The sequence below is a fragment of the Sphingomonas sp. SRI_018 genome (genome assembly GCF_057586275.1).
Map to the genome: position 1 here is coordinate 1591813 of NZ_JBYCZO010000001.1, position 23392 is coordinate 1615204.

Annotated in this window: 28 protein-coding genes and 1 tRNA gene; 18 read left to right on the forward strand and 11 right to left on the reverse strand. The window is 68.2% G+C overall.

Translation table 11 applies throughout. The annotated features are described in order from the left end of the window. Positions 1–111 precede the first annotated feature (111 nt). Together AC2YHA_RS07415 and AC2YHA_RS07420 are read right to left on the reverse strand one after the other, a co-directional pair. The gene (locus AC2YHA_RS07415) at positions 112–567 is read right to left on the reverse strand and encodes a DUF1465 family protein (RefSeq protein WP_233786184.1); all 456 of its coding nucleotides are present in this window, start codon (positions 565–567) and stop codon (positions 112–114) included. Between the two features lie 85 nt (positions 568–652). Then, positions 653–850 carry a DUF465 domain-containing protein gene (locus AC2YHA_RS07420; protein WP_233786182.1) on the reverse strand — a complete coding sequence of 66 codons (198 nt, stop codon included), beginning with the start codon at positions 848–850 and terminating at the stop codon, positions 653–655. Between the two features lie 140 nt (positions 851–990). On the opposite strand from AC2YHA_RS07420, the gene AC2YHA_RS07425 reads away from it, so the two are divergent. Continuing rightward, positions 991–1146, forward strand: coding sequence for a YdcH family protein (locus tag AC2YHA_RS07425; protein WP_233786181.1), 156 nt, complete (start codon positions 991–993; stop codon positions 1144–1146). A gap of 8 nt (positions 1147–1154) precedes the next feature. On the opposite strand, the gene AC2YHA_RS07430 is transcribed toward AC2YHA_RS07425, so the two are convergent. Together AC2YHA_RS07430 and dksA are read right to left on the reverse strand one after the other, a co-directional pair. After that, positions 1155–1520, reverse strand: coding sequence for a PilZ domain-containing protein (locus tag AC2YHA_RS07430; RefSeq protein ID WP_233786179.1), 366 nt, complete (start codon positions 1518–1520; stop codon positions 1155–1157). A gap of 85 nt (positions 1521–1605) precedes the next feature. After that, complete coding sequence (gene dksA / locus AC2YHA_RS07435; protein ID WP_233786177.1) at positions 1606–2073, reverse strand: RNA polymerase-binding protein DksA; 468 nt, start codon at positions 2071–2073, stop codon at positions 1606–1608. 398 nt (positions 2074–2471) lie between these two features. On the opposite strand from dksA, the gene AC2YHA_RS07440 reads away from it, so the two are divergent. Next, a complete protein-coding gene (locus AC2YHA_RS07440; protein WP_487400978.1) occupies positions 2472–3512 on the forward strand; it encodes a PEP-CTERM sorting domain-containing protein in 1041 nt (346 codons plus the stop codon). A gap of 12 nt (positions 3513–3524) precedes the next feature. On the opposite strand, the gene AC2YHA_RS07445 is transcribed toward AC2YHA_RS07440, so the two are convergent. Then, positions 3525–4037 (reverse strand): host attachment family protein, encoded by a 513-nt coding sequence (locus AC2YHA_RS07445; protein ID WP_487400979.1) that lies wholly within the window; start codon positions 4035–4037, stop codon positions 3525–3527. Positions 4038–4126: 89 nt separating this feature from the next. Between AC2YHA_RS07445 and serS the strand changes: the two genes are divergently transcribed. From serS to AC2YHA_RS07470, 5 genes are all read left to right on the forward strand, one after another. After that, entirely contained in the window at positions 4127–5407 is a 1281-nt protein-coding gene (gene serS / locus AC2YHA_RS07450; RefSeq protein ID WP_487400980.1) for a serine--tRNA ligase, read from the forward strand. A gap of 8 nt (positions 5408–5415) precedes the next feature. Next, a complete protein-coding gene (locus tag AC2YHA_RS07455; RefSeq protein ID WP_487400981.1) occupies positions 5416–5760 on the forward strand; it encodes a DMT family protein in 345 nt (114 codons plus the stop codon). A gap of 254 nt (positions 5761–6014) precedes the next feature. Continuing rightward, positions 6015–7346: a 30S ribosomal protein S12 methylthiotransferase RimO gene (gene rimO / locus AC2YHA_RS07460; protein ID WP_487400982.1), complete on the forward strand. Its 1332-nt coding sequence runs from the start codon at positions 6015–6017 to the stop codon at positions 7344–7346. A 44-nt stretch (positions 7347–7390) separates the two neighbouring features. After that, a complete protein-coding gene (locus AC2YHA_RS07465) occupies positions 7391–8332 on the forward strand; it encodes a hypothetical protein (protein ID WP_487400983.1) in 942 nt (313 codons plus the stop codon). Positions 8333–8435: 103 nt separating this feature from the next. Further along, positions 8436–8795, forward strand: a complete 360-nt coding sequence (locus tag AC2YHA_RS07470; RefSeq protein WP_487400984.1) for a YbaN family protein — start codon at positions 8436–8438, stop codon at positions 8793–8795. 9 nt (positions 8796–8804) lie between these two features. On the opposite strand, the gene AC2YHA_RS07475 is transcribed toward AC2YHA_RS07470, so the two are convergent. Together AC2YHA_RS07475 and tpiA are read right to left on the reverse strand one after the other, a co-directional pair. Continuing rightward, a complete protein-coding gene (locus tag AC2YHA_RS07475; protein ID WP_233786162.1) occupies positions 8805–8999 on the reverse strand; it encodes a hypothetical protein in 195 nt (64 codons plus the stop codon). Positions 9000–9267: 268 nt separating this feature from the next. Then, positions 9268–10017 (reverse strand): triose-phosphate isomerase, encoded by a 750-nt coding sequence (tpiA, locus tag AC2YHA_RS07480; protein ID WP_487400985.1) that lies wholly within the window; start codon positions 10015–10017, stop codon positions 9268–9270. A 100-nt stretch (positions 10018–10117) separates the two neighbouring features. Between tpiA and AC2YHA_RS07485 the strand changes: the two genes are divergently transcribed. Both AC2YHA_RS07485 and trpE read left to right on the forward strand, forming a co-directional pair. Further along, positions 10118–12085, forward strand: a complete 1968-nt coding sequence (locus AC2YHA_RS07485) for a SurA N-terminal domain-containing protein (RefSeq protein ID WP_487400986.1) — start codon at positions 10118–10120, stop codon at positions 12083–12085. A gap of 1 nt (position 12086) precedes the next feature. Next, complete coding sequence (trpE, locus tag AC2YHA_RS07490; protein WP_487400987.1) at positions 12087–13574, forward strand: anthranilate synthase component I; 1488 nt, start codon at positions 12087–12089, stop codon at positions 13572–13574. Between the two features lie 116 nt (positions 13575–13690). Here the strand turns inward: trpE and AC2YHA_RS07495 are convergent, their stop codons facing one another. Beyond that, positions 13691–14143, reverse strand: coding sequence for a hypothetical protein (locus AC2YHA_RS07495; RefSeq protein WP_233786156.1), 453 nt, complete (start codon positions 14141–14143; stop codon positions 13691–13693). Positions 14144–14222: 79 nt separating this feature from the next. Between AC2YHA_RS07495 and AC2YHA_RS07500 the strand changes: the two genes are divergently transcribed. From AC2YHA_RS07500 to moaC, 4 genes are read left to right on the forward strand one after another with little or no spacing between them, the layout of a single operon-like run. After that, positions 14223–14807, forward strand: coding sequence for an anthranilate synthase component II (locus tag AC2YHA_RS07500; RefSeq protein WP_487400988.1), 585 nt, complete (start codon positions 14223–14225; stop codon positions 14805–14807). Next, a complete protein-coding gene (trpD, locus tag AC2YHA_RS07505) occupies positions 14804–15799 on the forward strand; it encodes an anthranilate phosphoribosyltransferase (RefSeq protein WP_487400989.1) in 996 nt (331 codons plus the stop codon). Before AC2YHA_RS07500 ends, trpD begins: the two co-directional genes overlap by 4 nt. Further along, positions 15796–16581 carry an indole-3-glycerol phosphate synthase TrpC gene (gene trpC, locus AC2YHA_RS07510; RefSeq protein ID WP_487400990.1) on the forward strand — a complete coding sequence of 262 codons (786 nt, stop codon included), beginning with the start codon at positions 15796–15798 and terminating at the stop codon, positions 16579–16581. Before trpD ends, trpC begins: the two co-directional genes overlap by 4 nt. Further along, positions 16578–17060 carry a cyclic pyranopterin monophosphate synthase MoaC gene (gene moaC, locus AC2YHA_RS07515; protein ID WP_487400991.1) on the forward strand — a complete coding sequence of 161 codons (483 nt, stop codon included), beginning with the start codon at positions 16578–16580 and terminating at the stop codon, positions 17058–17060. Before trpC ends, moaC begins: the two co-directional genes overlap by 4 nt. Before the next feature lie 123 nt (positions 17061–17183). Here moaC and AC2YHA_RS07520 read toward each other — a convergent pair whose 3' ends face one another. Next, positions 17184–17639, reverse strand: a complete 456-nt coding sequence (locus AC2YHA_RS07520; protein ID WP_487400992.1) for a VOC family protein — start codon at positions 17637–17639, stop codon at positions 17184–17186. Between the two features lie 238 nt (positions 17640–17877). Here AC2YHA_RS07520 and AC2YHA_RS07525 point away from each other — a divergent pair, with 238 nt between their 5' ends. Continuing rightward, positions 17878–18438, forward strand: a complete 561-nt coding sequence (locus AC2YHA_RS07525; RefSeq protein WP_487400993.1) for a hypothetical protein — start codon at positions 17878–17880, stop codon at positions 18436–18438. Between the two features lie 74 nt (positions 18439–18512). Here AC2YHA_RS07525 and AC2YHA_RS07530 read toward each other — a convergent pair whose 3' ends face one another. Continuing rightward, positions 18513–18920, reverse strand: a complete 408-nt coding sequence (locus tag AC2YHA_RS07530) for a DUF3597 family protein (protein WP_233786143.1) — start codon at positions 18918–18920, stop codon at positions 18513–18515. A 137-nt stretch (positions 18921–19057) separates the two neighbouring features. Here AC2YHA_RS07530 and AC2YHA_RS07535 point away from each other — a divergent pair, with 137 nt between their 5' ends. Continuing rightward, a complete protein-coding gene (locus AC2YHA_RS07535) occupies positions 19058–19615 on the forward strand; it encodes a DUF4142 domain-containing protein (protein WP_487400994.1) in 558 nt (185 codons plus the stop codon). 49 nt (positions 19616–19664) lie between these two features. On the opposite strand, the gene AC2YHA_RS07540 is transcribed toward AC2YHA_RS07535, so the two are convergent. Further along, positions 19665–19754 (reverse strand) — tRNA-Ser (locus AC2YHA_RS07540). A 133-nt stretch (positions 19755–19887) separates the two neighbouring features. Between AC2YHA_RS07540 and hspQ the strand changes: the two genes are divergently transcribed. From hspQ to rplU, 3 genes are all read left to right on the forward strand, one after another. After that, positions 19888–20268: a heat shock protein HspQ gene (gene hspQ, locus AC2YHA_RS07545; protein ID WP_233786141.1), complete on the forward strand. Its 381-nt coding sequence runs from the start codon at positions 19888–19890 to the stop codon at positions 20266–20268. Between the two features lie 173 nt (positions 20269–20441). After that, positions 20442–22871, forward strand: coding sequence for a TonB-dependent receptor plug domain-containing protein (locus AC2YHA_RS07550; protein WP_487400995.1), 2430 nt, complete (start codon positions 20442–20444; stop codon positions 22869–22871). 134 nt (positions 22872–23005) lie between these two features. Beyond that, positions 23006–23386 (forward strand): 50S ribosomal protein L21, encoded by a 381-nt coding sequence (gene rplU, locus AC2YHA_RS07555; RefSeq protein ID WP_487400996.1) that lies wholly within the window; start codon positions 23006–23008, stop codon positions 23384–23386. The last annotated feature ends 6 nt before the right edge of the window (positions 23387–23392 follow it).

Below are 23392 nucleotides of genomic sequence, written 5' to 3' on the forward strand. Positions count from 1 at the left end.
GTTCGCCCTGAGCTTGTCGAAGGGCCGTCCTTCCTTCTCCGGCGTCCGGAAGAAGGACGATGCTTCGACAAGCTCAGCGCGAACGGTGATTTTTGCCCTTAATCCGGATCGTCAGAACGACAGCGCCAGCCGGTCGATCATCGCCCGCGCGGGGCTGACCGTCAGCGGCGGCTCGCCCTGGGCGCGGTCGAGGCGGGCGACGCGGCGGTGGAGGTCGATGCTCGCCGTGATCAGCACCCGCGCCGCGTCGGGCATGACGTCGATCACCTGCGCCTCGCTCTCGGGCGCCTCGCCGAGTCGGCGTGAGGGATCGAGCGCGTCCTTCGGCTTGAGCTCGCCGACCTGCACCGCGCGCTGGGTGAGCAGCCAGGCGATGACGTGCATCAGCCGCGTCGTCACCTTCATCGACTCGCACGAGAACACCACCCGCGAGAAGGCATCGAGCGACTCGCGGTCGCCGCGGCCGACCTCGTCGAAATAGCCCCGCGCCTCGTCGGCGAGCAGCATCGATTCGACATAGAGCGAATCGATCAGCCGTCGGTGGAGATGCGCGTGTTCGCCTGTCATGCCGGAGAACGTGCCATGAACCGCCGAAAAGCAAAAGGATTCAATGGGGGTATCCGTCGCGAAACTTCCCGATTCGGCGCGGCGCTCAAGCGATGATGTCGGGGATGAGCTGGTCCTCGAGCAGCGCGATCTCATCACGGAGGCGCAGCTTGCGCCGCTTGAGTCGCGCGATCTGGAGCTGATCGGGCGCCGGACTCGCGGCCAGCGCGGCGATGGCATCGTCGAGGTCGCGATGCTCGACCCTCAGAAGCTCGATTCGCCGCCGGATCTCGGCCTCGTCCACGCGCTCCCAAGCCCCCTTTCGATCGCCCCGCCGCGCAAAAATGCACGGGCTATCGATCGCACCGAAATTGCCCCGCGACAAGCGCATCAAACAGTGATTTACTCACTGATCCCGCAACCCCTTGCAGGAGGACAACATCCATGCAGACCGCGCATATTTCGGCGCTTGAGGCCAAGCACGCCTCGCTCGATCGCAAGATCGCCGATGAGCAGGCGCGTCCCTTGCCTGACCGGATGATGATTGCGGAGCTCAAACGCCGCAAACTGCGCGTGAAGGAGGAACTGACGCTCCTCTAGGGAGCGTTTCAGCGCCCCGTGTAACCGGTCGGCGGCGTCGGCCGCCGTCCGGTCCCGACCGGCTTACGCGCAGCCTTGGGATCGACCGGCTTCTCGAACGCCACGCCGATGCGTCCGTCGGTCGCCCAGGCGATGCGGCCGCGCACCCAGCCGAGGCCGCGCACCTCGATCTCCAGCGGATCGTTGACGTCGACGTGACCGGCATATTCGGCCATCAGCCCGCCCGCCGAAAGGTTGCGCACGCGCACCTGCACCGGCTCGTCGAGCCCTGCCATCCGCAGGTTCGCCGCGAGCAACAGGCTGTCACGGCCGCCACTGCGCTGCGAATCGCCCGACGCGGCAGACATCAGCGAATCATACGAAAGTTGGTCCATCGATCATCGGTCCAGAAAGGCAGGCCACGGCTTACACCATGGATCGCCTTCCAAAGCGTTAACCGAGTCGTCCCGGCCAACCACGTCAGTCGTCGCGCGAGACGCGCTCGTTGCGCTCGTGGCGCTCCTGCGCCTCGACCGTCATCGTCGCGATCGGCCGCGCTTCCAACCGGGCGAGCGAGATCGGCTCGCCGGTGACCTCGCAATAGCCGTACTCGCCCTCATCGATCCGGCGCAGCGCCGCGTCGATCTTGGCGATCAGCTTGCGCTGGCGGTCGCGGGTCCTGAGCTCGATCGACCAGTCGGTCTCGCTGGTGGCGCGATCGGCGAGATCGGCCTCACGCAGCGAGTCGGTCTGGAGCTGCGACAGCGTCCCCTGCGCCTCGCGATAGATCGCGTCCTTCCAGGCATTGAGCTTTGCGCGGAAATATTCCTGCTGCCGCGGGTTCATGAACGGCTCGTCGGCGCTCGGCCGATAGCCGTCGGTACTTTCGTCGTTTGCCGGAACGCGCCAGGCCTCGAAGTCGCCCGACGGATCAAGAACAGTGGCCATCCCCAACTCTCCACACCGGCTTTCCCCGGCCCGAGACCGTCCCGGGAGACCGCCTTTTCCCTGCGTGGCCTATAGGGAAAGCCGCAGCCCTCCACAAGCGAGCCGATCATTCTTTCCACAGCTCTATTTCGCCGGAGATTGCGAGGCGCTGAACGGAGCTGGCGACGGATGTTGAGGAACGGCCGGGAAACGCCCTGTCCGCCGTGCCAAGTCGGCGAAAATGTCCCCGAACAGAACATTAACCATGATCTCCAGCGGCGCCTCGTATGATTTTTGCAATTCGGGACCGTGACTATGGTTAATGCCGTTGCACTTAACGCTTTGTTCTGCACTTCATTCGCATGGCGCAACGGATAGCTGCACGATGCAGCGGCCGCGCTGAACGGAAGAGTGGGACGATGTCGGTACGGATGGCTCTCGCGAAATTGTGCGCCTGCGCCGCGGGGGGCGCGCTGATCGGCGGCGGTGCGGTGCATGTCGCCGAGCAGGCGCAAGCCCAGCGCATCTACTCGAGCAAGGTCGCCAAGCCGCGAGTCGCGACGAAGCGCGTCGTGCGCAAGGTCCGCGTCGCTTCGCGTCCGGTATGCCGGGCGGTGGCGGGGGCCAAGGTCACCCGCAGCTACGTCGGCACCGGCGCGTCGCGGCGGCTGCGCTGCGTCGTCACCCGCACCACGACCACCACCACGCCGGCGGTGGTGATGACCGCGCAGGGCGCGCCGATCCCGCTGCCCCCACCCTATACCGGATCGAGCGGCGAGATGCCGATCGTCGCGGGCGGCGGCGGTGGCGGTGGTGGCGCCGTGCTCGGCGGCGGCGGTTTCGGGGGCTTCGGCGGCGGCTTCTTCGCCGGCGGCTTCTTCGGCGGCGGCGGCGGCGGTTCGGGCGGGGTCGTCATCTCGTCGACCTCGTCCTCGACCGGCGGCTCGACCTCCACCTCGACCGGCGGTTCGTCGACGTCGACGGGCGGCTCGTCCACCTCAACCTCGAGCGGTGGCTCGTCCTCCTCGACGTCGAGCGGTGGCTCCTCGTCATCGACGTCGAGCGGCAACGTGAGCTCGACGTCGTCCTCGGGCAACGTCAGCTCGACTTCGTCGTCGAGCGGCGACGTCTCGTCCTCGACTTCGTCCAGTTCGAGCGGCGACGTGTCCTCGTCGACATCGTCCTCAACCTCATCCTCGTCATCGGGCGATGTCTCGTCGTCGACCTCGACCTCATCGTCGACGTCCAGCTCGACCTCCTCCTCGACGAGCAGCGGCTGGTCGTCCAACGGCGGCTGGAGCTCGAACGGCGGCCATCACGGCAGCAGCACCAGCAGCTCGAGCAGCGGCAACCCGACGCCGGTGCCGGCGCCGCCGATGGTCCTGCTGTTCGGCGGCGCCGCAGCGGCGCTGGTCGCCCGCAAGCGCTTCGCCAAGAAGGGGGCAGCCGCGAAGGACTAAGCCGCGCCGCCGTTATTCGACGGCGGTCAATGCCTGTTCGATCTGCGGCACGGTGTGGCCGGTCAGATCCTTGCTGATCTCCGCCGCCAGCCGGTCGCTGACCTCCTTGTGATAGTGTTTCCTGAGTTCCCCCAATGTCTTGGGCGGCGCGACGATGATCAGCGACTCGAAATCGTTGCGCAGTGCACGTTCCTTGAGCAGCGCCGCGGTCTCCGCCGCGAAGCGGTCCTCCTCGAGCTGGTGGAAGTCGACCTCCTCCATACTCCCACGCGATGGCGCGAACTGGGCGCCGCCGCCGCGGGCGTGCATCGATCCGTTCCGCGCCACCGCGGGCGCGCCGGGACCCGACTGAGTGGAGGAGGCGCGGCCGGCGGCGTCGGTCTTCTGCTCGCCGTCCCTGGGATTGGGTTTCACCTCGTGGTGCTCGACCTGCAGGTTGATGCGACCTGCGTCGCCTTCGTTCCTCAGCACCAGCATCTTGCGACCGTCGGCGACGACGACCACCGCGTCGTGCGGAACTCGCATGGGCATCTCCTCTCTTTCGTTGCCGCAAACCAACGCCCCGGTTCCGCCGGGGTTGCGCCGTTCACCGCCCCTCGCCATAGCCCCGCCCCATGCACGACATCCGCCTGATCCGCGATGCCCCCTCTGCCTTCGACGCCGCGCTCGCGCGCCGCGGGCTGGAGCCCCAGGCTGCCGGCCTCGCCGCGCTCGACGAACGCCGCCGCGCACTGATCACCGAGATCCAGGCGGGCCAGGCGCGCCGCAACGAGGCCTCCAAGGCGATCGGCGCGGCCAAGGCGCAGAAGGACGAAGCGACGGCGCAGGCGCTGATGGCGGAGGTGGCGGCGCTCAAGGAGCGGCTGCCCGCGCTCGAGGACGAGGAGCAGCAGGTCGGGCATGAGCTCACTACCCGCCTCGCCTCGATCCCCAACCTGCCGTTGCCCGACGTGCCCGAAGGCGCCGACGAGAACGACAATGCGCTGGAGAAGACGGTCGGCGAACCGCCGGCCTTCGCCTTCGAGGCGAAAGAGCATGATGCGCTCGGCCCTGCGCTCGGGCTCGACTTCGAGACGGGCGTGGCGCTCGCCGGCGCGCGATTCACGCTGCTGCGCGGGCCCGCTGCCAGGCTCCACCGCGCGCTCGGCCAGTTCATGCTCGACACGCTGACGCGCGGGCACGGCTATGAGGAGGTCGTGCCGCCGCTGCTGGTGCGCGACGAGGCGGTCTACGGCACCGGCCAGCTTCCCAAGTTCGCCGAGGACCTGTTCAGGACCACCGATGGCCGCTGGCTGATCCCGACCGCCGAGGTGAGCCTCACCAACATCGTCCGCGAGCAGATTCTTCCCGAGGAGGAACTGCCGCTGCGTTTCACCGCGCTCACCCCCTGCTTCCGGTCCGAGGCAGGCGCCGCCGGGCGCGACACGCGCGGCTATATCCGCCAGCATCAGTTCGAGAAGGCGGAGATGGTCTCCATCACCACTCCGGAACAGTCCGAGGCCGAGCATGAGCGCATGACCGCCGCCGCCGAGGACATATTGACCCGGCTCGGCCTCCCCTTCCGCCGCATGAAGCTGTGCACCGGCGACATGGGCTTCTCCGCCGCGCGTACCTACGATCTCGAAGTGTGGCTGCCGGGCCAGGGCCGCTATCGCGAGATCTCGAGCTGTTCGACCTGCACCGACTTCCAGGCGCGCCGCATGAATGCGCGCTGCCGGCCGGCCGGCGAGAAGGCGACGCGCTTCGTCCATACGCTCAACGGCTCGGGACTGGCGGTCGGGCGCACGCTGGTCGCGGTGATCGAGAACTATCAGCAGCAGGACGGCGCGGTCGCGGTGCCGGAGGCGCTCCAACCGTATCTGCGCGGCCTCAACCGGCTCGAACCGGGCGCCTGAGCCGGCCGATGGTCGAGCGCGTCGTCCCGATCCTGATGCTGCTCGCCTCGAACGTGTTCATGACGTTCGCCTGGTACGGGCATTTGCGCTTCAAGGCGCAGCCGCTCGCGATCGTGATCGTGGCGAGCTGGGGAATCGCCTTCCTCGAATATTGCCTCGCCGTTCCCGCCAACCGCTTCGGCAGCGCCGTCTATTCGACCGCGCAGCTCAAGGCGATGCAGGAGGTGATCACCCTCACCGTCTTCGCGATCTTCTCGGTCCTGTGGCTGGGCGAGCGGTTCACTGTAAATTATGCGATCGGCTTCGCCCTGATCGCGCTGGGCGCCTGGTTCGTGTTCCGGGGGCCGATTTAATTCACGCAGAGGCGCAGAGAGCGCAGAGATGCGCCGTGTGCTGCACGCTCAGCCGCGCCAGCGGCCTTCATGCTTGTCGGTTGCTACAGGTCGAAAGGTCTCGCTGACACGAGACGGGGCTACAGGCGAGACATCTCCGCGTCCTCTGCGCCTCTGCGTGAACCTCTTCCCTTCTTCTCCGCGCCTCCGTGTGAACCGACTAGAACCCAAGCCATTGTTGTCGCGGCCGCAAACGACTATGTGCGCGCGCACTCATGGCAACCCAACTCCCTCGACCGCCCCGCGTGGGCATGGTGTCGCTCGGCTGTCCCAAGAACCTGGTCGACAGCGAGCGCATCCTGACCAAATTGCGCGCGGACGGCTATGCGATGTCGCAGGACTATGCCGGCGCCGACGTGGTGCTGGTCAACACCTGCGGCTTCCTCGACAGCGCCAAGGAAGAGAGCCTCGAGGCGATCGGCGAGGCGATCGCCGAGAACGGCCGCGTCATCGTCACCGGCTGCTTCGGCAAGGAGGCCGAGGTCATCCGCGAGCGCTTCCCGAACGTGCTCGCGATCACCGGCGCGCATGAATATGAGCAGGTCGTCGAGGCGGTGCACGAGGCGGCGCCGGCCGTCCCTTCGCCCTATCTCGACCTGGTGCCGGAGGCTGGGCTCAAGCTCACGCCGCGCCACTACAGCTATCTGAAGATCTCCGAGGGCTGCAACCACCGCTGCGCCTTCTGCATCATCCCGAGCCTGCGCGGCGATCTCGTCAGCCGTCGTCCGGACGCGATCCTGCGCGAGGCCGAGAAGCTGGTCGCCGCCGGCACCAAAGAGCTGCTGGTGATCAGCCAGGACACCTCGGCCTACGGCGTCGACATCCGCCACCAGCCTCGCATGTGGAAGGGCGAGGAGGTGCGCGCGCACATGACCGATCTCGCCCGCGAGCTGGGCAGGATCGCGCCCTGGGTGCGACTCCACTATGTCTATCCCTATCCGCACGTCGACCACGTCATCCCGCTGATGGCCGAGGGGCTGGTGCTCCCCTATCTCGACATCCCGTTCCAGCACGCGAGCGAGAACGTGCTGCGCGCGATGAAGCGGCCGGCCAACAACGCCAAGGTGCTGGAGCGCATCCGCAACTGGCGGACGATCGCGCCGGACATCGCGATCCGCTCGACCTTCGTCGTCGGCTTCCCCGGCGAGACCGAGGCGGACTTCCAGTTCCTGCTCGACTGGCTCGACGAGGCACAGCTCGACCGCGTCGGCGCGTTCCGCTTCGAGCCGGTCGAGGGTGCCAGCGCCAACACCCTGCCCGATCCGGTGCCGGAGGAGGTCAAGGAAGAGCGCTACGCCCGGATCATGGCGAAGACCGCGGCGATCTCCGCGGCCAAGCTCCAGGCGAAGGTCGGCCGCACGCTCGACGTGATCATCGACGAGGTCGGCGAGGACGGCGCCACCGGCCGCTCCACGGCGGACGCACCCGAGATCGACGGTCAGGTATTCCTGCGCGATGCCGGCCATCTCGCCACGGGCGACATCGTCCGCGTGACGATCGAGGACGCCGACGAGCATGATCTTTATGGGGTGCCGGTAACCGCCTAAGCTCCTCGCGGTCGCCCGAAGGGGCTCGCACGGACGGGGGTGGCATGGGCTTAAGGTCACTGATTGCACTGGCAACCTTGTCCCTGGTCGGCCCCGGTCCCTCCGACATCGCAGTCGCTCATATCGACCCGCTGACGGTCGAGGACGACGACTTCGCCCGCCACCGCGATCCGGCCGAATGGCGCGGGCTCGAGGCGAGCCGCATCACCTTCACCGAAGAACGCGCGAGCTGGCGGTTATGGCGGATCGCCGATCCAGCGCGGCCGCAGGGGCCGCTGTGGTTCGTGCCGCACGACAACGAGAATGCGGGGTTCGAGGCGGCGCTGGCCGCGGTCCGCAGATATGGCGGCACGCTGATCGCGGTCGATTCGGGCATCGCCGGGCAGCGCGACGGACAGCGGCTCAACCGCGCGGTCACGATCGGGCAGCCGATCGATCCCAACCGCAACTTCCACGACGGCCTGCCGCGCTATCCCTCGCAGGTGCTGGCAGCGGTCGCGAAGGGCGCTTGGCCGATTATCGCGCTCCACACCAACGCCCGGGGTTACGACCCCACCGACTCGACCTGCCCGCCCGAGGGCGACACCTCCGGCAGCGGCATCATCTCGATCCGCTACTGCGACGCGACGCTCCGCCCGAGCCCATCGCAAGGCCGCGCCTATCCGTTCGACGATGACGATACGGTCGCCTTCGCCACCTATCTCGCCACCCAGACGGAAAGCGACGCCTTCTGCAACGACGCGATGCTCGCCGCCGACTTCAACGTGGTGCACGAGCGGGTCGTCAACAGCGACGGATCGCTGTCCAACTATGCCGTGCTTCACCGCCTCGACTATCTCAATTTCGAGACGCAGGACCGCGGACTCGATCCCGCCGAGCTGGCCAAGGCCCGCGACCGGCTGCTGTGGATGATCGACCGCGCGATGGTCATGTGCGCGGGGGCGGAACGGCGGCCGAGCCCCCTCCCCGCCTTGACGTTCCGCTGATAGGTTCAAGTCAGTGCCGAGGGAGACAATCGCGTGAACGAGTGGACCGGACGCGATGCAGTCGCCTGAACGGGAGCCTCCGCGTTCCGGCGTCTCACGTCCCATGTGGCTCGCGCTGGGCTGGCTGTTCACGGCGCTCGGCTTCATCGGCGCGCTGCTGCCGCTGATGCCGACGACGATCTTCCTGATCCTGGCGGCCGGCTGCTTCGCCCGCTCTTCGCCGCGGCTGGAGCGGTGGCTGCTCACGCATCCCCGCTTCGGCCCGACCCTCCGGGCCTGGCGCGAGGACGGGGCGATCGGCCCGCGCGCGAAGGCGATGGCGTGCGGCGGGATCGCGCTCGGCTATGCGCTGTTCTGGTGGCGCGCGCGACCGAGCCTGACGGTCGACTTGGTCGTCGCCGGAGTGATGGCGGCCTGCGCCGCATTCATCCTCAGCCGGCCCGCTCCCCGGCCGGTGGAATGAAGGACAGCGTCAGCCGCGGGCGCGGCGCCGGACAGGCGGGTTCAGCGGCTGCGGCGTCTCGCCGCGCTCCAGTGCCGCGGCGCGTTCGGAGAACTCCACCGCCAGCTCCTCGAGCCCCTGCCGCGTCTTCTCATCGCCGGCCGCCCTGGCGAGACGGAGGCATTTGAGGGCCTGCTCATGCAGGAACAGGATTTCGGGAAGCATGTGGCGCAGACTCGGCTCGTTCGACGCGTCAGAGCGTGGAACCGGCCGATCTGGCAAGTAAACTCCTGTAAAATCTAACGTCCAGTCGCCTAAGGCCGATCAACGTTCAAATCCTCCCCCGCCAGGGGGAGGTGTCAGTCCGCGCGAAAGCGGGGGCTGACGGAGGGGGGAGGACGACGACTCACTATCGGCTTGCTTCCTCCCCCTCCGTCACGCTTCGCGTGCCACCTCCCCCTGGCGGGGGAGGATTGAATAGGGTCGCACCGCACTATCCGATCCGCGCCGCCGCCTCGATGATCGGCACGAACTTGGCGGCGGTCAGGCTGGCGCCGCCGACCAGCGCGCCGTCGACGTCGCTGGTGCGCATGATCGCCTCGGCATTGTCGCCGATCACCGAGCCGCCGTAGAGGATGCGGATGCGGTCCGCCGCGTCGCCGACCATCATCCGCATCTTGGCGCGCGCGATCGCGTGGATGGCGGCGATCTCGTCCAGCGTCGGCGTGCGGCCGGTGCCGATCGCCCAGCGCGGCTCATAGGCGAGCGTCAGCCAGTCGCCGTCGGTGTTCTCGGGCAGCGATTTCTCGATCTGCGCCTGCACCACGCGCTCGGCGCGGCCGGCGTCGCGCTCCGCCTCGGTCTCGCCGCAGCACAGGATCACGCTGAGCCCCTGGCGATACGCCGCCGCGGCCTTGGCCCAGGCGTCGTGGCTGGTCTCGGCATGATCGGCGCGCCGCTCCGAATGGCCGACGATCGTGAAGATGCCGCCGGCTTCCCTCACCATCGCGGCCGAGATGTTGCCGGTGTGCGCGCCCCTGTCATTGGCGTGGACGTCCTGCGCGCCGATGGCGAGGCCGGGCTGGCGCTCCGCGGCGAAGTGGATCAGCGTCGCCGGCACCGCCACCGCCACGTCCACCGCCGGCGCCGCCTTCGCCGCCGCGGCGATCGTGTCGAGCTCGGCGAGGCTCGCGCGGTCGCCGTGCATCTTCCAGTTCCCCGCCACCAGCTTGCGCCGCGTCATATGTCCTCCCTCGCCTTGTGCCATCTCCGATAGCGCCGCGGCGCGCGCAGACAAGCTTGATGGCGCCCGCCCACGCCCGTAAAGCGTCGCGTTCCCATCATTGCGCAAGGCCGCCATGCTCACCTTCTTCCGCCGCATCATCTATTCGCGCTTCGGCGTGATCATCACGCTGGGTGTGCTGGCGATCATCGCGCTGGCCTTTGCGGCGGGCGACATCACCGGGCTGCGCGGCAACAACCAGAGCTCGCTGCTCGGCGGCGGCGTGGCCGAGGTCGGCAAGGTCAAGATCGGCGAGGCGGAGCTGCGCTCGCGCGTCAACGTCGCGCTCGACGGCTATCGTCAGCAGCAGCCGACGCTCGACATGGCGACGTTCGTCAACGGCGGCGGGTTCGACGCGGTGCTCGGACGCATGATCGACGGCCTGGCGCTGCAGGAATTCGCCCGCTCGGTCGGCCTCGGGATGAGCAAGAAGGCGGTCGACGGCGAGATCGCCAGCATCCCGGCCTTCCAGGGTCCCGACGGCAAGTTCAGCCAGCAGGCCTATGACAACATCCTGCGCCAGCAGCGCCTCACCGACCAGCAGATCCGCGAGGACATCGTCCGCGAGGCGCTGGCCCGCCAGCTGCTCGCGCCGACGATGGGCGCTTCGCAGATCCCCGAGCAGCTCGCGCTGCCCTATGCTTCGCTGCTGCTCGAGCGGCGGCAGGGGACGATCGGCTTCATCCCGGTCTCGGCGATCGATTTCGGCGCGCCGCCGCCCGATGCCGAGCTCCAGACCTATTACACCCGCAACCGCGGCCGCTACACGCTCGGCGAGCGCCGGGTCGCGCGCTACGCGATCGTACGCGCGGCCGACGTCGCCGCCAACGCCAAGCCGACCGAGGCGGAGATCGCCGCCGCCTACAAGAGCCAGGCCGCCCGCTTCGCCGCGTCGGAGAAGCGCAGCATCACCCAGGTGGTGGTGCTCGACCAGGCCGGCGCCAACGCGATCGCGGCCAAGGTCAAGGCGGGCACTTCGATCGACGCCGCCGCCCGCGCCGCGGGCCTTGAGCCCAGCAAGTTCACCGGTCTCGACAACGCCGCGCTCGCCCGCCAGACCGCACCGGCGGTGGCCGATGCCGCCTTCGCCGCCGCCAAGGGCACGGTGATCGGGCCGGTGCGCTCGCCGCTCGGCTGGCATGTCGCCAAGGTGGATAATGTCGAGGCGGTGCCTGCCAAGTCGCTCGAGCAGGCGCGTCCGGAGCTTACCGCCGAGCTTACCAAGACCAAGACAGCCGAAGCGCTCGCCAAGGTCCACGACAGCATCGACGATGCGATCGGCGAGAGCGCGACCTTCGACGAGATCATGGCCGACGCCAAGCTGAAGGGCGAGGCGACCAAGCCGCTGCTCGCCACCGGCGTCGATCCCGATGCGGCGCCCGGCACCAATCCCGATCCGCTGATCGCGCGGATCGTCGGCGCGGCCTTCACCGCCGAGCCGGGCGACGCGCCGCAGCTCGTGCAGATCGACGCCGACGGCAGCTTCGCGGTGGTGGGCGTGGGTCAGGTGGCCCCGGCCGCACCGCGCCCGCTGGCGCAGATCAAGCCGCAGGTGCTGCGCGACTTCGCCATCGATCGCGCGCTCAAGACCGCGCGCGAGCAGGCGGTGCAGGTGGTCGCCAAGGCGGGCAAGGGCACGCCGCTCGCGCAGGCGCTGGCCGAGACCAGGCTCAAAGTGCCGGCGCCGCGCCCGATCGACATCGCCCGTGCCCAGCTCGCCGCGCAGCGCGCGCAGCTGCCGCCGCCGGTCGCGCTGCTGTTCTCGATGCGCGCCAAGACCGCGAAGATGGTCGAGGCACCCAACCGCGAGGGCTGGTTCGTGGTCTATCTCGACCAGATCCACGAGGGGAACGCCAAGGGCAACAAGGCGGTGATCGACCAGACCCGCGCCGGGCTCGGCAGCGTCTCCGGCCGCGAGCTGGCGGAGCAGTTCACCGCCGCCGTGCGCGCGAAGGTCGGGGTCAAGCGCAACGACGGCGCGATCGCCAAGGTGCGCGGCGAGCTCGTCGGCGGGGCGGGCGCGCAATAAGGTGATCGAGGGCGTTGCCGAAGCGCGCGCGGCGCTCGCCGCCGGGCAGCCGGCGCTGGTGTGGCGCCGGCAGGTCGCCGATACCGAGACGCCGGTCGCGGCGGCGCTCAAGCTGATCGAACCGGGGCGCGGCGACTTCCTGCTCGAATCGGTCGAGGGCGGATCGGTGCGCGGGCGGCACAGCCTGATCGGGCTGGCGCCGGACCTGGTGTTCCGCGCACGGAGCGATGCCGCCGAGATCAACCCGCGCTGGCTCACCGATCGCGACGCCTTCGTGCCGGCCGCGGAGCCGGCGCTGGCGGCGCTGCGCACGCTGGTCGCCGAATGCCGGATGGAGGTGCCGCCCGAGCTGCCGCGCGCGCTCGCCTGTCTGGTCGGCTATTTCGGATACGAGACGGTCGGCCTGGTCGAGCGCCTGCCGCGCGCGCCGACGAGCCCGCTCGACCTGCCCGACATGATCTTCGTGCGGCCGACGGTGCTGCTGGTGTTCGATCGGCTCGCCGATGCGCTGTTCCTGGTCGCACCGGTGTGGCCGGGCGGATCGGTCGAGGCCGCGGTGGAGCGCCTGGATGCCACGGCCGCGCGGCTTGCCGCGGCACAGCTGCCGCCGCCGGTGCGGGCCGATCATGCGGCGGTGGAGCCGATGCCGGTGCTGCCGGAGGGACGCTACCGGGAGATGGTGCTGCGGGCGAAGGACTATATCGTCGCCGGCGATATCTTCCAGGTGGTGCTCGCCCAACGCTTCTCCGCGCCGTTCGCGCTGCCGCCGTTCGAGCTTTACCGATCGCTGAGGCGGGTGAATCCGTCGCCCTTCCTCTATCACCTCGACCTGCCCGGCTTCGCGCTGATCGGCTCGAGCCCCGAGATCCTGGTGCGCGTGCGCGACGGCGAGGTGACGATCCGCCCGATCGCGGGAACTCGCCCGCGCGGCCGCACGGCGGCGGAGGACGAGGCGAACCGCGAGAGCCTGCTCGCCGATCCCAAGGAACGGGCCGAGCACCTCATGCTGCTCGACCTCGGCCGCAACGACGTGGGCCGCGTCGCCACGGCGGGGTCGGTCAAGGTGACCGAGAGCTACGGCATCGAATTCTACAGCCATGTCATGCACATCGTCTCGAACGTGATCGGCGGGCTGCGGTCCGACCGTGACGCGCTGGACGCGCTGTTCGCGGGCTTTCCCGCCGGCACGGTCAGCGGCGCACCCAAGGTGCGCGCTTGCGAGATCATCGCTGAGCTCGAGCCCGAGACGCGGGGCGCCTATGCCGGCGGCGTCGGCTATTTCTCGCCGGACGGCAGCATGGACAGCTGCATCGTGCTGCGGACCGCGGTGGTGAAGGATGGCATGATGCACGTCCAGGCCGGCGCCGGCATCGTCGCCGACAGCGACCCGGCTTACGAGCAGCGCGAATGTGAGGCCAAGGCCGGCGCCCTCATCGCCGCCGCGCGCGAGGCAGTGGCGCGGGCGGGCGAAGCGGGGTTCGGGCAGTAGGTCCCGTCCGGATGAAATGAATCGTGCTCCTGCGAAAGTAGGAGCCCTGGATCACAGGCGACTCGCTTGCGGCCTAAGCTCCTGCTTTCGCAGGAGCACTGGCATTGCGTTAGCGGTCAATCCTCCGGGTCGATCTGCTGACCGTTCTTCTTCGCCGCCTGTTCGGCCGCCCAGGCCTGCAGCATCTTCATCGTGCAGCCGGTCTGGCCGTTGGTGCCGATCGTGGAGCAGCTGTTCGGCAGCACTTTGCGGCCGTCCTCCATCGCGCGGTCGGCCTTGACCGCCCAGGAGGTGCTCGGCGCGGTCTGCTTGGGCCGGTCGCGGAGCTGCTTGGGGATGCGATAGGGCTCGTCGAGGGTCGAGCAGACCACGATCTCCTCCGCGGTCGAGCGCGGGCAGGTCTGGCCCGCGGTGAGCGTCACGCTGCGCACGCGCTTCACCTCGCCGCCTTGCGAGTCGGTCTCGGGCTGATTCTGAGCCTGCGTCTGAGCCGGGGCCGGGGCCTGCGCCTGGTCCTGGGGCAGCGCCGGAGCGGCAGCGAGCAGCGCGGCGATCAGCGGAACGATCATTCGGGGAGACTCCTCAGGCTTTCAACGCCCCAAGCACAGCGCTTGTTGCGCTCTCCTGAACGGCGGCTATGGCGAAATCATGATCCTGGTCGTCGACAATTACGACAGCTTCACCTGGAACCTGGTCCATTATCTGATGGAGCTCGGGGTCGAGGTGGAGGTCGTGCGCAACGACGCGCTGAGCGCGGCGGATGCGCTCGCGACCGGTGCGAGCGGCATCCTGCTCTCGCCGGGGCCGTGCACGCCCAACGAGGCGGGCATTTGCCTCGACGTCGTCGCCGCCTGTGCCGAGGCGCGACGGCCGCTGCTCGGCGTGTGCCTGGGGCATCAGGCGATCGGCCAGCATTTCGGCGGCAGGGTGGTGCGCGGCGGCCTGATGCACGGCAAGACCTCGCCGGTGCGCCATGACGGGACCGGCGTGTTCGCGGGGATTCCGTCGCCGTTCACCGCGACGCGCTATCACTCGCTGATCGTCGAGGAGATGCCGGAGACGCTGATCGTCAACGCCACCGCCGACGACGCGAGCGTGATGGGCCTGCGTCACCGCGACCTGCCGATCCACGGCGTCCAGTTCCACCCGGAGAGCATCGCCACCGAGCACGGTCACGCCCTGCTCGCCAATTTCGTCGCGATGACCGGCGATAACCGCAGGGCGGCGGCGTGACCACCTTCGCCCGCCTGCCCGACCCCATGACGCCGCTCAGCCACGAGTCGGCCGCGCAGGCCTTCGCCGATATCCTCGACGGCCGCACCAGCGAGGAGGCGATCGCCGCCTTCCTGATCGGCCTCACGGAGCGCGGCGAGACCTCGATCGAGATCGCCGAGGCCGCGCGGGCGCTGCGCGAGCGGCTGATCCCCATCGACGCCCCCGAAGGCGCGATCGACGTGTGCGGCACCGGCGGCGACGGCCATCACACGCTCAACGTCTCGACCGCGGTCAGCCTGGTGGTGGCGGCGTGCGGCGTGCCGGTCGCAAAGCACGGTAATCGCGCCGCCTCATCCAAGGCCGGCGCCGCCGACACGCTGGAAGCGCTCGGCCTCGACATGGAGCGCGCCGGCGCCATGGCCGAGGCGACGCTGCGCGATCTCGGCATCTGCTTCCTGTTCGCCGCCAACCATCACCCGGCGATGCGCCGCATCCAGCCGATCCGCCAGCGCATCGGCCGGCGCACCATCTTCAATCTGATGGGCCCGCTCGCCAATCCGGCGCACGTCACGCGCCAGCTGCTCGGCATCGCGCGGCCGGACTATGCGCCGGTCTATGCGGAGGCACTCGCCAGCCTCGGCACGACCAGCGCGGCGGTGGTGTCCGGCGAGGAAGGGCTCGACGAGCTCTCCGGCGCCGGATCCAGCATCGTGCTCCGCGTCGGCTGCCCCGCCCTCCCCGACCGCATCGTCCCCGAGGACGCCGGTCTCGCTCGCTCGCCGCTCAGCGAGATCCGCGGCGGCGATCCGGAATACAATGCGCTGGCGCTGCGCCGCCTGCTCAAGGGCGAGCCGAGCGCCTATCGCGACGCGGTGGTGCTCAATGCCGCCGCTGCCCTTGTGATCGCGGATCAGGCCGCCGACCTCAAGGAGGGCGCGGCCACGGCCGCCGCCGCGATCGACACCCAAGCGGCCGAAAAGCTGCTCGACGCCTGGATCGCCTACGCATGAGCACGATGCTCGACACGATCCTCGCGACCAAGGCGGAGGAGGTCGCCGCGCGGCGCCGCGCGACGCCGGTCGCCGATCTGCACGCCATGGCACTGGCCCAGACCCCGCCGCGCGGCTTTCGGGCCGCGCTCGATGCGAAGGCGGCCGGCGGTTACGGCCTGATCGCCGAAATCAAGAAAGCTTCGCCGTCCAAGGGATTGATTCGCGCGGATTTCGACCCGCCATCCCATGCCCGTGCCTATGAGGCGGGCGGCGCCGCCTGCCTGTCGGTCCTGACCGATGCATCCTATTTCCAGGGGCATGAGGACTATCTGATCGCCGCGCGCGCCGCTTGCGCGCTGCCGGTGATCCGCAAGGACTTCATGATCGATCCCTGGCAGGTGCTCGAGGCGCGGGCGATCGGCGCCGACGCGATCCTGATCATCGTCGCCGCGCTCGACGATGGACCGATGACCGAGATCGAGGACGCTGCCATAAGCCTTGGCATGGACGTGCTGGTCGAAGTGCATGACGAGACGGAGCTGGACCGCGCGCTTCGCCTCCGATCGCGGCTGATCGGCGTGAATAACCGCAATCTCAAGGACTTTACCGTCGATTTCGCACGTACTTATGAGCTCGTCGGCCGCGCACCGACGGATTGCACCTTCGTCGCGGAGAGCGGTCTCACTACCCGCGCCGATCTCGACGCGATGGCCGGGCACGGCGTCCGCTGCTTCCTGATCGGCGAGGCGCTGATGCGCCAGCAGGACGTCGAGGCGGCGACGCGGGCGCTGATGGGATGAGCGACCTCACGCACCTCGACGAAAGCGGCGCCGCCCGGATGGTCGACGTCGCCGGCAAGCCCATCACCACCCGCCGGGCGGTGGCGACGGGCCGCATTACCATGTCCGCAGAGGCCGCCGCGGCGATCCGTGAGGGAAGCGTCAAGAAAGGCGATGTCCTGGCAACAGCCCGCATCGCCGGGATCATGGCCGCGAAGCGGACGGCGGAGCTGATCCCGCTCTGCCACCCGCTGCCGCTGACCAGCGTCTCGATCGATCTCGACGTCGGCGACACCCAGGTCACCGCCACCGCCACCGCCGCGACCGACGCGAAGACCGGCGTCGAGATGGAGGCGCTCACCGCCGTCACCGTCGCGCTGCTGACGATCTACGACATGGCCAAGGCGCTCGACAAAGCCATGACGATCGACGGCGTGCGGCTGATCGAGAAGACCGGCGGCAAGTCCGGCGACTGGCATGCGAGCGGCTCCGGGCGCTAGAGTTTCATTCATCAGGCATGAAGCAGCTGTTCCCCGGCGAAGGCCGGGGCCCAGTCTCTAACCGCTCGCAACTGGGCCCCGGCCTTCGCCGGGGAACAGATTCAATCTGGACCGAATCTGATCCTAGCCGGCCCATCCGCCTTGCGACGGGCTCCAGTCGGCCGCGGGAACGGTGTTGACCATCCAGGGCACGCCGAACTTGTCCACAAAAGAGCCATAACCCGGCGACCAGAAGGTCTCGCCGAACGGCATGACGGTGTGGCCGCCCTCCGACAGGGCATCGAACCAACGCTGCGCCTCGGCCTTGTCCTCGGTGTGCAGGGTCACGTCGAAGCCGTTCTTGGGCTTGTCGACGTTGGGCGCCCATTGGACGTCCATGTCCGCTCCCATGATGGACTGATCGCCGACATCCAGCCAGCAATGCATCAGCCAATCCTTGTATTTGGCGTCGACCGGCATGCCCGGCGGGCCGTCGCCATAGGGATAGGCGGCGGTAATCTTGCCGCCCAGGACCTTGGCATAGAATTCGAACGCCTCGCGGCACTGGCCCTGAAAGCTCAGGCTGGTCACGATCTTCATGATGGCCTCTCCTTCGTCGTAGGGACACCGTCCCACCCGTCCCTTTCCCGGTCAAGCTGCGTACAACCTGCATAGTCGCGATCAATGACCGTATGAGGTCGCCGGCCGGCGCCGGCGCCGCGCCTTCAGCCGCAGGTCGGAATCAACAGGGCGCACTCTTCCCACGGATGAACAGATTGCGGTTCACATTCAAAATGATGCGGAGTCTAGTCGTGGCGGTGTGAGCAAGGAAAGACGCGTGACCAGTCCAGCCGCCGCAGCTTCAATCAGCGGATCGATCAGTTCGGCCATGCCCGACGAAATGCAGACGCTGCGAAGCGGATTGGAACTGACGAGAGCGAGCCAGTTGACCCTGCTTCGGCTTCAGCTCGCCCTCTACAAATCGAACCGCCGCGCCGCGATGCAGGCGCTCGACAACCTGCTCGACATCGATGCGGAAATGGAGGGCCTCGCGGCAAGGCTGAGCGACGCCCCGACCCATCTGGCGAAAGACGCGGCTCTTTCCGGCTTCATCGGACTCCAGAAAGCGGCGATCGCTGCCGAAAAACACGCCCTGACCGGTGGTGATCTGCGGCGCGACGCCAGGGCAATCGCGGCCTCCGCCCCTGGCGATTGGGAGAGCGGCGCCGATGTGCCGGCACAGCCATTGTTTTCCGATGACGAAGCGGAGAGCGACGAACGGACGGGTGGCGGACGCTGGATATATGCTCTTGTCGCCGTAATCGTCATTGTCCTCGGTTGCGGATTGATAGCCTATCTGTGGCCAACATTGTCCGCCACCCTCACATCATCACTCTGAGGAGTCGCTAAACCGAGGCTTTCGTCGCCTGGATGAGGCGCTCAGTGGCCGTTCAGAGCCTCCGCCGCGTGCACTCAATTGCGAAGCGTGTCCGGAACGACGCCGCCATTTTCGGCAAGCTTGGCCATGACCGCCCGGTGCAGCGCGATGTTCTGCTCGGCGCTTCCGTCTTCGCCGGCACGGACGTTGAGCTCGTCCGCCAGCTGCTTGCGCGCAGCGAGGCTCGAATCGAGATCGAGCAGCTTCAGCAGATCGACGATCGAGCTTTGGTAATTGCCGCCACCACCCTTCATCTCGGCCATCGCGGAGAGTACCGCGCCGACATCGACCTGATCGGCAGCAGGTGCGGCAGCCGGCGCCGGATTGGCGGCAGGCGCCTGCGCGGCCGGCGCGGAGGGGGCCGGCGATGCGCTCGCGGGCGCTGCCGACGCCGCCGGCCGTTGCCCGAAGATCTTGCCCATGATGCTGCCGAAAATGCTCATCCGTGCCTCCCATTCTGGTTCTGCTGGTCTGGTTCGAGGGCCTAAACGCCGCGACTCGCCAAAAGGTTCTTGCGGAACGACGCGGTCCCGAGGACGTTCAGGCTCGGGCATTATACCCCATGATCAGGGAGGATTATATGCGCGGAATTCGTTGGTTGGCACTGGGCGCCTCTGCGCTGGCACTGGCAGCCTGTGGTCAAAAGACCGAGACGAGCACGAATCTGACCACCGACACGGTCGTCAGCAACGATGCCTCCACGCCGGCCGCGGCGCCGGGCCAGGCGTTCGCCAACACCGCCGCGGCGAGCGATGCGTTCGAGATCGCGACGTCCGAGCTCGCCGCCAACCAGGCGCAGTCGGCCACGATCAAGAAATTCGCCGCTCAGATGATCACCGCCCACACCGATTCGACGGCGAAGCTCAAGGCGGCGGCAAGCACCGTCTCGCCGGCCCTGGTCCCCGATCCGACGCTCACCGCCGAGCAGCAGCAGACGCTCGATTCGCTGAAGGCTCTCAAGGGCGCCGAATTCGACAAGGCCTATGCCTCGGCGCAGGTCGACGCCCACCAGAAGGCGCTCGACGGTCTCAAGACCTATTCGGCGACCGGCGACGTGCCCCAGCTCAAGGATTTCGCCACCAAGCTGGTTCCGACCGTCACGGCTCATCTCAATATGGCGAAGTCGCTCAAGCCCTGATCGAGCATGGGCTTCGCCAGGGAAGGTGAGGCGGGCTGAGGATAGCGAATGGCGGAGAGGGAGGGATTCGAACCCTCGGAACCCTTGCGGGCTCAACGGTTTTCGAGACCGCCCCGATCGACCACTCCGGCACCTCTCCGCATGAGAACTGGCGCGCCACGGTGGCTTTGAGGAAGCCACCGCTGGTCGTTGGAGCCGGGGCGCTTAGCGAAGAACCTCGGCGGCCGCAAGCGCTCGCTTGTGCGGGAGCGAAAGCGCATTAGATTATTGCCATGACTCACCTTCCCACCCGCACCGAAGCCTTCGATCCCGGCGTGCCGATGCCGCCGATCGCGAGCGCGCGCTTCACGATCGGCGAGGTGGTGCGCCACCGCATGTTCGATTTCCGCGGTGTGATCTTCGACGTCGATCCCGTCTTCGCCAACAGCGAGGAATGGTATGAGGCGATCCCCGAGGACATCCGCCCGCGCAAGGACCAACCCTTCTACCACTTGCTCGCCGAGAACGCCGACTCGAACTACATCGCCTATGTGAGCCAGCAGAACCTGGTCCCTGACGACAGCGACGAACCGGTCGACCATCCGGCGATCAGCGGCCTGTTCGACCGGCTGGTCGACGGCCGCTACCGGCTGAGGCGCGAACACCGGCATTGACGAACGGCTGGTCCTCTCGGGCCAGCCTTCCCCGCCCAGCCAACCTTGCCGCCCCCAAGTTTTTCTTGTGCGGTGCAGCGGAGCCGCCCCCGCTACGAATCTTGCAGAAGCGTGACAAGACACGCTCGCGCGCCGGTATCGGCGCATCGCAGGAAACATATCGGGGTAGGGACATGATTCACTCGCGTACCGCGCTCGCGCTCACCGCCTCCATCATCGCGCTGGCCGGCCAGGCCGCTCATGCGCAGCAGACGACGCCGGCGGAAAGCGCGACTGCGCCACAGGCCGGTCCGGAAGAGGCCCAGTCGCCCGCAGCGGGAGACATCGTCGTCACCGGCACCCGCGTCGCGGGGCGCTCCAAGCTCGACACGGCATCGCCCGTCGACGTGCTGAGCGCGAACAGCCTGCGCCAGCAGGGCACGACCGAGCTCGGTGCCTCGCTGGCGACGGTGGCGCCCTCGATCGACTTCCCGCGCCCTTCGGCGGTCGATGGCACCGACGCGATTCGCCCCGCCACGCTGCGCGGCCTTTCGCCCGACCAGACGCTGGTCCTCGTCAACGGCGTGCGTTCGCACACCGCAGCGCTGCTCAACATCAACGGCTCCGTCGGCCGCGGTTCGGCGGCGACCGACCTCAACACCATCCCGACCGTCGCGCTCGACAGGATCGAGGTGCTTCGCGACGGCGCATCGGCGCAATATGGTTCCGACGCCATCGCCGGCGTGGTCAACGTCCGGCTGCGGGAGGCCCGCTCGGGCGGCGGCGTTTCCGCGACCTATGGCTTCTACGACACTGACATCGACACTGCCCGCGGCCACCGGTCGGTGACTGGCGAGCACACGCTGAGCGTCTCGGGCTGGCAGGGCGTCGGCTTCGGCGAGGACGGCTTCCTGACCGTGTCCGGCGAGTATCTCGAGCGCCAGCCGACCAACCGCGCCGATTATGATCCGCGTGTCACGCCGAACCGGGTCACCGGTCGCTTCGGCGATCCGCAGGTGCGTCAGTACAGCATCTGGGCCAACGCCGGCACCACCATCGCCGGCGACTGGAAGCTCTACGGCTGGTTCGGCTATCAGGACCGTGACACGCGCAGCGCCGCCTTCCCGCGCCTGCCGAGCGCGTCGGGAGCCTTCGTGCCGACGCTCTATCCCAACGGCTTTCTGCCGCTCATCAACACCAAGTCGACCGACGTGAACTCGGCGATCGGCGTCAAGGGCAGCCTCGGCGACTGGAACGTCGACGTGAACGTCAGCTACGGCCGCAACAAGATCGGCTTCCGCACGCTCAATTCGGCGAACTACAGCTATGGCGATGCCTCGCAGACCGATTTCTCGGACGGGGCGCTGATCTACGACCAGCTCGTCGGCGGGATCGACGTGACGCGCGAGTTCCCCGTGTTCCGGTCGCTCAACGTCGCCTTCGGCATCGAAGGGCGGCGCGAAGGATTCAAGATCACGCCGGGCGAGCCGGCATCCTATAATTCAGGGCCGGCCTTCCCGCTCGCGCAGCCGGGTGCGCAGGGCTTCGTCGGCTTCTCGCCGATCAATGCGATCGAGAAGCACCGGCAGAACGGATCGATCTACCTCGACTTCGAGGCGCAGGTCACCGACAAGCTGCTGATCGGTCTCGCCGGCCGTGGCGAGGATTATTCCGACTTCGGCACCACCGCGACCGGCAAGGTCTCGATCCGCTACGACTTCGCTCCATGGTTCGCGCTGCGCGGCACGGCCTCGACCGGCTTCCGCGCGCCGGCGCTGCAGCAGCAGTATTTCACCTCGGTCGCCTCGGTGATCCAGAACGGGGCGCCGCTGCTGACCGGGCTCTATCCGTCGACCTCGCCCGTGGGTGCGGCGCTGGGCGGGCTGCCGCTCGAGCCCGAGAAGTCGACCAACTTCTCCGTCGGCACGGTGATCCGCAGCGGCGGCTTCGACCTCACCGTCGACGGCTATTACATCAAGATCCGCGACCAGATCGGCCTGTCGGAGAACATCCAGGCGAGCTTCAGCCCCGAGGTCGCGGCGATTCTGGCGCCGTTCGGCGTGCAGGCGGCGCGCTTTTTCATCAACGGCCTCGCCTCGACCACGCAGGGCATCGACGTGGTGGCACACTATCGGCTGCGCTCGGCGGGCGCCGGCACCTTCGACTTCACCGTCGCGGGCAACGTCAACACAATCGACGTGACCCGCGTGCCGACCTCGACCGCGGTGCTCGACCCCGCCCCGACCCTGTTCGCCCGCAGCCGTATCCTGACGCTGGAACAGGGCACGCCGGGCGAGAAGGTGACGGGATCGCTCGACTGGTCGCTCGACCGAATCGGCGCGACGGCGCGCGTGACCTATTACGGCAACGTCAACCAGCCGGGCACGGCGGCCGACGGTTCGGCCGACATCTTCACCGGGCGGCACGTCATCACCGACCTCGAGCTACGCTACCAGGCAGCCAAGGGCGCCCAGATCGCGCTCGGCGTCAGCAACCTGTTCGACGTCTATCCCGATGCGACCGCCGCCGCGCTCAACTCGACCGGCGTGGTCGGCTTTCCCTATTATTCGCCGTTCGGGTTCAACGGGCGCTATCTCTATGCCCGCGCCGGCCTGAACTGGTGATCGCCCGATCCCGAACGGCATGGGAATTATGCCGTTCGGGAGTTGACAGAAACCCTCGTCTGCCTTAGCTGCGCGCCTTCTCCCGCCGGGCGTGCTCGCGCGGGCACATGCAATTTGAAAGAGAAGCAAGGCCCATGTTCGCAGTCGTGCGCACGGGCGGCAAGCAGTATCGCGTTGCCGCTGGAGACAAGATCGTCGTCGAGAAGATCGACGGCGAGGCCGGCGCGTCGGTGACGCTCGGCGACGTGCTGCTCGCGGGCGAGGGCTCCGAGCTCAAGCCGACCGACGGTCTGACCGTCGCCGCCGAGATCGTCGCCCAGGCCAAGGGCGAGAAGGTGGTGATCTTCAAGAAGCGCCGCCGTCACAACTATCGCCGCAAGGCCGGCCACCGCCAGCAGCACACGATCCTGAAGATCGTGTCGATCGGCGCCGCCGAGAAGGCAAAGGCCGCGCCGAAGAAGAAGGCGGAAGAGGCTCCGGCCGCGGACGACGCGGCTGCGGCGGCCCAGGCGTAAGACTTA